Consider the following 10,367-nt stretch of genomic DNA (forward strand, 5'->3'; position numbering starts at 1 on the left):
AAGGCGTCGCGCGACGCTTGATCCGAAGTATCCGCGCAAAGCGACCGTGCGATAATCCCTGTCAATCCGAATGCCCTGTGCGGAATGCCGAACAATGAACGAACCCGACCTGGCCGATCTGAAAGCCTTCGTGGCCGTCACCGCAGCGCGTGGCTTCCGCAACGCGGCGGCGACGGGTGGGTTGTCCGCGTCGTCGCTGAGCGAAGCCATCAGGCGTCTCGAACAGCAACTGGGCGTGCGGCTGCTCAACCGCACCACGCGCAGCGTCACGCCGACAGAAGCCGGCCAGCGCCTGTTCGAGCGGCTCGCGCCCGCGTTTGGCGAACTCGCCACGGCGCTCGACGCGATCAACGTGTTCCGCGACAGCCCGACGGGCACGCTACGGCTAAACGTGCCGTCTATCGCCGCACGCGAAGTCCTGCCCGCGCTGATGTCGCGCTTCCTCGCGGCGCATCCGGGCATCACGGTCGAGGTCGAGTCGAACGACACCTTCATCGACATCCTCGCCGCCGGTTTCGACGCGGGCATCCGCTACGATGAGCGGCTCGAACGCGACATGATCGCCATTCCCATTGGCCCGCCGATGCAGCATTTCGTCGCCGCCGCGTCGCCCGCGTATCTGAAGCGGCACGGCATGCCGTCGCACCCCGATGAACTGGTGCGGCACGCGTGCATCGGCCATCGCTTCGCGAGCGGCGTGCTGGCCGTGTGGGAGTTCACGCGCGGCAACGAGACCGTGCGCATCGTGCCGAACGGGCCGCTGATCGGATCGGTGGTCGATATGCAGCGGCGTGCGGCCATCGACGGACTGGGCATCGCCTATTCGTTCGACGAGTTTCTGCGCCCCGCGCTGGACGACGGCACGCTCGTGCCGATCCTGCGCGACTGGTGGCAGTCATTCACCGGTCCGCGCCTGTACTACGCGAGCCGCGAGCATATGCCCGCGCCGCTGCGTGCTTTTGTCGATTTCGTGCTGCGCGAGAACAGCAGCGGCGTCTCGGCCTGACGCCGGCAGGCGCGTTGTTCAACGCCGCTTGCCGTACTTCTTCCAGTACCCGAACGCCTCTTCGTGGCATTCGATATCGAGTTCCGACACACGCGCATACAGGCGTTCCTGCGCGTCCTGCACGGCGAGGTTATAGATCACCGGGCCGATTTCCTCGACGAAGAAGCTGAGCAGCGCGCCCGCCTGGATATTGCCGATCGGCTCGTCCATGTTCTCCGCGAAATAGCGCTGCAGTGTCGCGATCGCTTCGCTGCGCACATCCTTGTCCAGTTCGATTGCCATGCGTGTTCATCCCTGCGTGAACTGCATCGGACGATGCAGCATGGCGCGATGAAACAACAAAGCGGCGCGGCCCGCAAGGGCACGCGCCGCTCTCATGACAACGTGGCGGTGTCAGCTGTTGATGAACGCGAGCAGATCGGCGTTGACCTTGTCGGCTTCCGTCACACACATGCCGTGCGCGCCGCCTTCGTAGATCTTGAGCGTGGCGTTCTTGACGATCTTCGCCGACAGCTTGCCCGCTGCGTCGATCGGCACGATCTGGTCGTCGTCGCCGTGCAGGATCAGCGTGGGCACGTCGATCTTCTTCAGGTCTTCGGTGTAATCGACTTCGGAGAATTCACGGATGCACTCATAGTGACCGTGAATGCCGCCCGTCATGCCCTGCGCCCAGAACACGTCGATCGTGCCCTGCGAGACCTTCGCGCCCGACCGGTTGAAGCCGAAGAACGGCACGGCCAGATCCTTGTAGAACTGCGAGCGGTTGTCCGCGACACCCTTGCGGATCCCGTCGAACACGTCGATAGGCAGGCCGCCCGGATTCGCTTCCGTCTTCAGCATGATGGGCGGCACGGCGCCGATCAGCACAGCCTTGGCGACACGCTTCGTGCCATGCCGGCCAATGTAATGCGCGACTTCGCCGCCGCCCGTCGAATGGCCGACGAGCGTGGCGCCCTGGATATCGAGCGCATCGAGCAGCGCGGCGAGATCGTCGGCGTAGGTGTCCATGTCGTTGCCGTTCGACGGCTGGTCCGAACGGCCGTGTCCACGGCGATCATGGGCGATCACGCGAAAGCCGTTGTGCAGCAGGAACAGCATCTGTGCGTCCCACGCGTCCGCGTTGAGCGGCCAGCCGTGCGAGAAGACAACCGGACGGCCCGTGCCCCAGTCCTTGTAGTAAATCTGCGTGCCGTCCTTCGTGGTGATCGTGCTCATTCAGTTGCGCTCCTTGGGTGATGACACATGAAGCCGCCCATGCGGCGGCCCGATTGATGGACGGCGGCTGGGGAACGATGCGCGCAGGCATCCATGCCGTCCTTTCGATGATCGGCACCGATGGTACAGCGCGCCAGAACATCCTTCAGATGAGGGGCGCCTGCATGGGTCTGCGCGGGTTCGTGCAGGCTTCAGTGGGCTTCGCGCGGCTGCGCACTGGCGCCGGACAGATCCTGCGCGACGAGGGTTGGCGTGGTGGCGGCGTCGCCTGTTTCCATATCGTTATGATGCGAAATCACGGCCTTCACACCGGATTCGGCGGCCGGCGTTGCAACATAAGGCATGAATGCGGAAATGGCGACGACGATGAGATAGGTGAACATGACGCTTCTCTGTTTCAGGACGTGAAGTGGCACGCCGGCATGGCGGCGCGCAGCCGACTGATCGTCGCCCGCTTCACGGCGAAGCGCGTCGAATCGCTTCGCCGATAAACACGTCTTCCTCGTATGGCGTGCCGCCCGCGTGCCGTTTTGTAGCGTGCCGCTTGGCGTGCCTGTGTTGCCACTCCGCGAATTGCGTGTACCCTCCGAACAGCATTCAGTGACTTGTATGAAGCTTTGCACCGATATAACCGACGACCGGTTAATTCGATTCGTAGGGCATAGAAATGCGAAAGTCAACTCGCCTTGCATACAGTGCGCGGCGCCCGCTAGGTGATGGCGGATTGCATCGATGAACATGCATCGATTACCTGTCGTGCTGTTCGGCGCATTCGACCGGCACAACTTCGGCGACATGCTGTTCGCGCATGTGGCCGCACGCATGCTCGAGGATCGCGGCATGCGCGTCGCCGGGTTTGCCGGACTCGCGGCACGCGACCTGCGCGCGCATGGCGGGCATCGTGTCCAGGCGCTGCGGGCGTTCAACGGACAGGCGTTCGACCTGCTGCATGTCGGCGGCGAGATTCTGTCCTGCGATGCATGGGAAGCCGCCGTCATGCTGCAATCCAGCGAGGACGCCCAGCGCATCATCGCAGCACACCGGCATGATCGATACGAATGGGCGCGTGACACGCTCGGCACGGGCAAACTTGCGCCGTATGTCGCATCGAAGGATGCATGGCCGTGGGCCAGACGGATTCTGTTCAATGCGGTGGGCGGCGTCGCGCTCGATGGGCGCGACGGGCGCCTGCGCGCTGAAGTGCTCGCCAGCCTCGCCCGCGCCGACGCGATCAGCGTGCGCGATCTGCACACGCAGCGGCTGCTTGCGAAATCGGGCATCGACGCGCCGCTCGCACCCGATTGCGCCGTGATGGTCGCGCGGCTGTTCGGTGACACGATCCACGCGCACGCGTCCCAGCAAGCCGTCGCGCGCATCCGCCATGCGGCACCGCACGGCTATCTCGCCGTCCAGTTCAGCGCAGACTTCGGCGACGACGCGACGCTTGCCACCATTGCCGCGCAACTCGATCAGGCCGCTCACGTGCACGGGCTAGCGATCGTGTTGTTCCGCGCGGGCGCCGCGCCGTGGCACGACGCGTTGTCCTGCTTCGAGCGCACGGCAGCGCGCATGCGCACAAAGTCCGTTTATCTGTTCGACTCGCTGAATATCTGGGACATCTACGCGTTGCTGGCGCATAGTCGCGGCTATATCGGCAGCAGCCTGCATGGCCGGATCGTCGCGATGGCGCATGCGCTGCCCCGCATCAATCTGCTGCACGACGGCGATTTCACGACGCCCTGCAAGCAGATTGCGTTCGCGCAAACGTGGGAAGACGCAGGGGTGCCCGTTGCCGTGCGCGTGCATGAGATCGCTGCGGGCATCGAGCGCGCCCTCGCCGTGGATCCGGCATACATGAAAGAGACAGCAGCCCGGCTCGCGGCACAATGCGAAGCATCGTTTCAAACAACTGTTTCAGCATCGGGCTGACGCGCCGACTCAACGGGATGCCTGCAGAATGGCGGCGATTTGCCGTTATATCGGATGCGGCCACGACCAGGCAGCATCTAGGCCCCACCCCGGCCACAACGCGCGCCGCAGAGGTGCCCAAGGCCCGAATTTTCTCGGGACCGACTGGCACCGTAGAATAGCGAGACATTCGCCTCTGGACCCGTCATGCCCAATCACCCTCGCCCGCGCACCACAGCCGACGACGACTCGGAAATGTTCGATCTCGCGCCCGTCGCGCTGTGGCTCGAAGACTTCAGCGGCGTGAAGGCGCTGTTCGAAGACTGGCGCGCGCAAGGCGTGACCGATCTGCGCGCGCATATTGGCGAGGACATCCAGCGCGTGGCCGAATGCGCGAGCCGTATCCGCGTGATCAAGGTCAACCAGAAGACGCTCACGGTTTTCGAAGCCGCCGATTTCAGCGCGCTGACGGACAACCTGTCGACCGTCTTCCGCGACGACATGCTCAAGACGCACCTCGAAGAGCTGTGCCAGCTGTGGTCCGGCCAGTCGCACTTCACCAGCCAGACCGTGAATTACACGCTGGGCGGCCGGCGTCTGGACGTGCTGCTCAAAGGCAAGGTGCTGCCGGGCCATGAAGAGCGCTGGGACCGCGTGCTGGTATCGACGGAAGACATCACGGAACTGGAAGGCGCGCGCCATCGCGTGACGGCTGCCGAGCAGTACGTGCGCGGGCTGTTCGAGTATTCGCCCGTGTCGCTGTGGGTCGAGGATTTCAGCGCCGTCAAGCGCCTGCTCGACGACGCGCGTGCCGCGGGCATCTCCGATTTCCGCACCTTCACCGATGTCCACCCTGAGTTCGTCGAACGCTGTATGGCCGAGATTCATGTGCTCGACGTGAATCAGCACACGCTCGACATGTTCGCCGCGCCGGACAAGAAGACACTGCTGTCGCGCCTGCCCGAAGTGTTCCGCGACGACATGCGCCCGCATTTCCGCGAGCAACTGATCGACCTGTGGGACGGCAAGCTGTTCCAGCAGCGCGAAGTGCTCAACTATTCGCTCGAAGCCAACGAAGTGCACGTGCATCTGCAGTTCTCCGTGCTGCCCGGCCACGAGCATTCGTGGGATCTCGTACTGGTCGCGCTCACCGACATCACCGCGCGCAAGAAGGCCGAGGCGTATCTGGAGTTTCTCGGCAAGCACGACGTGCTGACCAAGCTGCGCAACCGTTCGTTCTATGTCGACGAACTGAACCGGCTCGAACGCAAGGGGCCGTTCCCCGTGACGGTCATCATGGCCGACCTCAACGGCCTGAAGCGCGTCAACGACCAACTCGGCCACGCCGCCGGCGACGCGCTGCTGCGCCGCGCCGGCGAAGTGCTCGCGAAAGCAATGGAGACGCCGTTCAACTCGGCGCGTATCGGCGGCGACGAGTTCGCGATCCTGCTGCCCGGCACCGACGAACGCGGCGGCGCGACGATGATGGAGACGATCCGTCAACTGGTCGATCTGAACAACCAGTTCTATCCCGGCTCACCTATCAGCTTTTCGATGGGTATGGCGACGGTGCAGCGCGGCGAGCGGATCGAAGCCGGCGTACAGCGCGCAGACCTGCTGATGTATGAAGAAAAGCGCGCACACTACACGACGCAGGAAGCGAACGGCGCGCAGAAATAAGCGTGCCGTGCACGGTGCTCAGTTTTTGACGGGCACGCCATACGTGCTGACGATACGGCGATCCTGTTCTGCCGTGGAAAACAGTTCCCATTCGAGGCCGTTTACGTCGACGTTGCTCGAATACCCGTCGACGCTATCGTCCTCGAAGCCGACATGACGCAATTGCCCTGCTTTTTCGGGCTTTTCGTTGATCGAGAAGTTCAGCAGATCGGTGCGCCACATCGCGTACTGACCGGGCACGACAGCCGAAGGCGGCTGCCCCAGACGCCGGCTGTAGTCGTCGATCGATGCATCGAGATTCGCAACTGCCAGCGCGATGTGAAAACGCTTCATGATGATGGGCTCCGTGAATGTTGTTGGCGTGGTTGGCGTTGTTCGAGCAGACGGCGATGTCATCGTAACCACGGCACGCGAGCGTAGCCAGATCAGCAATCATGCTGGTATCGGCGTTACCTGCTTCGCGGGATTTCACTCTGCAAGGAGCCGCTTTCGATGCTTTCCCACGTATTTATCGGCGTCAACGATTTCGAGCGGGCGTTTGATTTCTATTCGGCGGTACTCGCCGAACTCGGCCTCGCGCTGAAGTTTCGCGAGGACGACAGGCCGTGGGCAGGTTGGATGAAGCCGGGTGTCGCACGACCACTGTTCCTTGTCGGCAAGCCATTTGACGGCGCGGCTGCCGAAGCGGGCAACGGGCACATGATCGCGCTGCTGGCAGCGGACCGGCCAGCCGTGGATCGCGCGCATGCGGCAGCGCTCGCGCACGGCGCCACATGCGACGGGCCGCCTGGACTGCGGCCCGAATATCACTCGCATTACTACGGCGCGTACTTCCGCGACCCTGACGGCAACAAGCTGTGCGTGTGCTGCCACGAGCCGGCGTGAGCCGCTGCGTCAGTTGGTCGTCACGTACTTGCGCGCGCTCGCGGCAGGCCGTTGCTGCTGCGGCAGCACCACGGGATCGAAGGTGCCGCGCATGCGCTTCACTTCGTCGACGGGACTCAAGCCGAACAGGCGCTTGAATTCGCGGCTGAACTGCGATGCGCTTTCGTAGCCGACACGCGCCGCCGCCGCGCTTGCGTTCAGCCCATCCTGCACCATCAACAAACGCGCGTGATGCAGACGCGTCGTCTTCACGTACTGCATGGGCGAAGTCGATGTGACGCTCTTGAACTGCGCATGAAACACAGCGAGGCTCATGCCGGATTCGCGCGCCAACGTCTCGACATCGAGATCGCCGTCGTACTCGGTGTGGATACGGCGCAACGCCTTTGCGATGCGCCCGAAGTGATGCTGATGCGTAAGCGCCGCGCGGATCGCGTCGCCCTGCACGCCCGTCAGCACGCGGTAGCAGATTTCGCGCACGATGGACGGCGCCAGAATGCGCGCGTCGACGGGCGATACCAGCGCTTCGAGCAGACGCAGCACGGCGTCGGAGAGCGGCTGGTCGAGCGGCGTCGAATAGATGCCGCGCGGCTCGCTATCGACGGCGCCGTGCGTATCGTTGAGCAGCATCAACAGCTCGGCAATCATCGTCAGATCGACGCGCACTGAAATGCCCAGAAAAGGCTCGTCGATGCTCGCCTCGGTTTCACACTCGAACGGCAGCGGCACCGACAACACCAGATACTGCTGCGCGTCATAGATGTACGCGTGATTGCCGAGATAACCACGCTTGCGCCCCTGACAGACGATCACGATGCTCGGCTCGTACATCACGGGGCGGCGCGGCATCGGATGATTGGCGCGCAGGAACTTCACGCCATCGAGCGGCGCGTCCGTCATGCCTTCGGCGGGCGCCAGCGTGCGCAGCAATTCGACCATGCGCTGTTGCGGTGTGCGCTCCGCGAGCGGCGCGACAGATGAAAGTTTTGTGTCGGACATGATGAAATCCAGTCGGCGGAAACATGCATCGCCAGAGAATATGGCTTGAAATCTAGCATTAAATGGCCTATAGCGGACGCCGCCAGGAGAATTAGGCAAGCCTTCAAGACCTTCAGGTATTCCCTGGGGGACGCCCGCTGCCTAACATGGGAACCCTGTCGCAAAGCCCGCTTCCTGTCCGCGACACACCGTCCACCGCCTCGCACGAGACCTGCGAATCACGCGAAGCCGCTTGCAAGCGGCTTTCACGCTTCCCGGACGGACCACACGACGGACACGCCGCGCGCCACGGCGCACGACAGAATCATTCGCCGCGCAAGCTGAGCGCGCGGCGCCTCGCGCAATTGCATCTACAAGCTGGAGCACCCATGTCCACGACCTACGCCTATGCCGCAACCGACGCGCAATCGAAACTCGCGCCGTTCGAATTTCAGCGTCGCGAACTGCGCGAACACGACGTACAGATGGAAGTCCTGTTTTGCGGAGTCTGTCACTCGGACCTGCATCAGGCACGCAACGAATGGAAGAACACGATTTACCCGGTCGTTCCTGGCCATGAAATTGTCGGCCGTGTGACGAAGGTTGGGCGGGATGTGACGAAGTACAAGGTCGGCGATGTGGGGGGTGTCGGCTGCCTGGTCGATTCGTGCCGCACTTGCGCGAGCTGCGAGGAAGGCCTCGAACAGTATTGCGAGAACGGCTGGGTTGGAACCTATAACGGCACCGACAGGCAGACGGGCGCCATCACGTATGGCGGCTACTCGACGCAGCTCGTGGTCGACGAAGAATTCGTGCTGCGTGTGCCGGAGAACCTCGATCCCGCAGGCGTTGCGCCGCTGCTGTGTGCAGGCATCACGCTGTATTCGCCGCTGCGCACGTGGGGTGCAGGGCCGGGCAAGAAGGTCGGCATCGTGGGCCTGGGCGGTCTGGGTCACATGGGCGTGAAGCTCGCGCATGCGATGGGCGCGCATGTCGTGCTGTTCACGACGTCGGCGTCGAAGATCGAAGACGCGAAGCGCCTCGGCGCCGATGAAGTCGTGATCTCGAAGAATCCGGCGGAGATGGAAGCGCATCTGAACAGCTTCGATCTGATCGTCAACACGGTTGCTGCGCAGCACGATCTGAATCCGTTCATCAACCTGCTCAAGCGTGACGGCACGCTGACGCTGGTGGGTGCGCCGGAGCACGATCACCCGTCGCCGCAAGTGTTCAACCTGATCATGAAGCGTCGCCGTCTGGCGGGTTCGCTGATTGGCGGAATCGCTGAAACGCAGGAAATGCTGGACTTCTGCGGCAAGCATGGCATCACCTCGGACATCGAGATGATCCAGATGCAGCAGATCAATGAAGCATATGAGCGCATGTTGAAGAGCGATGTGAAGTACCGCTTCGTCATCGATATCAACTCGCTCCGGAAGTAACGGGCAGCAGGACCTAAACCGCTTTACCCCTTCCAACCAGGCCGCGCAGGACGGCGGCCTGTCCCTGCTCCCCGCCTCGCATCATTCGCTGTTTCTGCCTGACTGGCGCGCCTTCCTAACGGGACGAGGTGTGCCGGGGTGTTGTCTGCTGGTTCATTTTCTTCTGGAATGTCCCGTCTTTTGGAGAGTTCCGTGATCGATCGTATCCAGGCGATGCGCACGTTCATGCGTATCGTCGATACCAATAGCTTTACTCGCGCTGCCGAATCGCTCGAGATTCCGCGTGCGACTGCAACGACGATTGTTCAGAATCTTGAAGCGTTGCTTGCTACCACGTTACTTGTGCGCACGACGCGGCGTTTGAGCCTTACGCCGGAGGGTGCAGCTTATTACGAGCGCTGTGCGCAGATCCTGGCTGACATCGATGAGATGGAAGCGAGCCTGCGGCAGACGATTGATAATCCGAGCGGGCGTTTGCGGGTGGAAATGCCTGGGGCGGTGGCGACTTCTATCGTGCTGCCTGCACTCGATGATTTTCATGAGCGGTATCCGGGGATTGATCTTGCGATCGGCGTAAGCCATCGGAATGTCGATCTGGTCGGCGAGGCTGTGGATTGCAGTATTCAGCTGGGTGAGTTGCCGGATTCTGGTTTGGCTGCCAAACGGCTGGGGACTTTGGAGCATGTGACTTGCGCTAGCCCTGCTTATCTGGAGCGGTATGGGATGCCTGAGAGTCTCGATGATCTTTCTGGCCATGTTGCGGTGAATTGCATGTCTGCGTTGACTGGGCGTGCTGTCGATTTTGATTTCGATGTTGGGGGGAGTTCTTTGACCGTTAAGGTCGATGGCTTTATCAAGGTCAGCGATGAACATGCTTATTTGACTTGCGGGTTGCAGGGGTTGGGTTTGATTCAGCCGGCTCGTATTGCTGCGCAGGCTTTGTTGGATCAGGGTCTTTTGCGGGAAGTGCTGCCGCAGTGGAAGCCTGTGCCTATGCCTGTTTCTGTCGCTTACGTGAAGGGGCGTCGTGTGTCGCCTAGAGTCAGGGCGTTTGTTGACTGGCTTTCTGAGCTGTTTGAGCATCAGGGGCATGTGCAGGCAGATATGTCGCGGGTAAGGGGGTTGATGCGCGGGGAGCTGCATGCGGCTTGAGTCTCGGCGGTCGCGGGTTTGTTGGCTGGCATCCGCTTTTTGTTAGTGGTCTGCTAGGGTTGCCCCTGTGCGGGGCGGCACTTACTTTCTTTGCCGCCGCA

At 62.3% G+C, this 10,367-nt stretch carries 11 protein-coding genes; 7 read left to right on the plus strand and 4 right to left on the minus strand.

Annotated elements, in window-relative coordinates; translation table 11 throughout:
* Nucleotides 1-94 precede the first annotated feature (94 nt).
* Entirely contained in the window at nucleotides 95-1,006 is a 912-nt protein-coding gene (locus DK391_RS27350) for a LysR family transcriptional regulator (RefSeq protein WP_109481134.1), read from the plus strand.
* Nucleotides 1,007-1,024: 18 nt separating this feature from the next.
* Here the strand turns inward: DK391_RS27350 and DK391_RS27355 are convergent, their stop codons facing one another.
* Together DK391_RS27355 and DK391_RS27360 are read right to left on the minus strand one after the other, a co-directional pair.
* Entirely contained in the window at nucleotides 1,025-1,288 is a 264-nt protein-coding gene (locus DK391_RS27355; protein WP_109481135.1) for a DUF2164 domain-containing protein, read from the minus strand.
* Nucleotides 1,289-1,399: 111 nt separating this feature from the next.
* Nucleotides 1,400-2,221, minus strand: a complete 822-nt coding sequence (locus tag DK391_RS27360) for an alpha/beta hydrolase (RefSeq protein WP_109481136.1) — start codon at nucleotides 2,219-2,221, stop codon at nucleotides 1,400-1,402.
* Between the two features lie 17 nt (nucleotides 2,222-2,238).
* Between DK391_RS27360 and DK391_RS27365 the strand changes: the two genes are divergently transcribed.
* The 3 genes from DK391_RS27365 to DK391_RS27375 all read left to right on the plus strand — a co-directional run bounded on the left by DK391_RS27365 (nucleotide 2,239) and on the right by DK391_RS27375 (nucleotide 5,809).
* Entirely contained in the window at nucleotides 2,239-2,712 is a 474-nt protein-coding gene (locus DK391_RS27365) for a hypothetical protein (RefSeq protein ID WP_162600917.1), read from the plus strand.
* Nucleotides 2,713-2,953: 241 nt separating this feature from the next.
* Nucleotides 2,954-4,150: a polysaccharide pyruvyl transferase family protein gene (locus DK391_RS27370; protein WP_109481138.1), complete on the plus strand. Its 1,197-nt coding sequence runs from the start codon at nucleotides 2,954-2,956 to the stop codon at nucleotides 4,148-4,150.
* A gap of 186 nt (nucleotides 4,151-4,336) precedes the next feature.
* Nucleotides 4,337-5,809: a sensor domain-containing diguanylate cyclase gene (locus DK391_RS27375; RefSeq protein WP_109481139.1), complete on the plus strand. Its 1,473-nt coding sequence runs from the start codon at nucleotides 4,337-4,339 to the stop codon at nucleotides 5,807-5,809.
* A gap of 18 nt (nucleotides 5,810-5,827) precedes the next feature.
* On the opposite strand, the gene DK391_RS27380 is transcribed toward DK391_RS27375, so the two are convergent.
* Complete coding sequence (locus DK391_RS27380) at nucleotides 5,828-6,142, minus strand: hypothetical protein (protein WP_109481140.1); 315 nt, start codon at nucleotides 6,140-6,142, stop codon at nucleotides 5,828-5,830.
* 159 nt (nucleotides 6,143-6,301) lie between these two features.
* Between DK391_RS27380 and DK391_RS27385 the strand changes: the two genes are divergently transcribed.
* Entirely contained in the window at nucleotides 6,302-6,694 is a 393-nt protein-coding gene (locus tag DK391_RS27385) for a VOC family protein (RefSeq protein WP_109481141.1), read from the plus strand.
* A gap of 9 nt (nucleotides 6,695-6,703) precedes the next feature.
* Here DK391_RS27385 and DK391_RS27390 read toward each other — a convergent pair whose 3' ends face one another.
* Complete coding sequence (locus DK391_RS27390) at nucleotides 6,704-7,693, minus strand: AraC family transcriptional regulator (RefSeq protein WP_109481142.1); 990 nt, start codon at nucleotides 7,691-7,693, stop codon at nucleotides 6,704-6,706.
* 368 nt (nucleotides 7,694-8,061) lie between these two features.
* Here DK391_RS27390 and DK391_RS27395 point away from each other — a divergent pair, with 368 nt between their 5' ends.
* Both DK391_RS27395 and DK391_RS27400 read left to right on the plus strand, forming a co-directional pair.
* A complete protein-coding gene (locus DK391_RS27395; RefSeq protein ID WP_109481143.1) occupies nucleotides 8,062-9,114 on the plus strand; it encodes an NAD(P)-dependent alcohol dehydrogenase in 1,053 nt (350 codons plus the stop codon).
* 192 nt (nucleotides 9,115-9,306) lie between these two features.
* Nucleotides 9,307-10,266, plus strand: coding sequence for a LysR family transcriptional regulator (locus tag DK391_RS27400; protein ID WP_109481144.1), 960 nt, complete (start codon nucleotides 9,307-9,309; stop codon nucleotides 10,264-10,266).
* Nucleotides 10,267-10,367 lie beyond the last annotated feature (101 nt).

The organism is Paraburkholderia sp. C35, assembly GCF_003121405.1.
Lineage (GTDB): Bacteria > Pseudomonadota > Gammaproteobacteria > Burkholderiales > Burkholderiaceae > Paraburkholderia.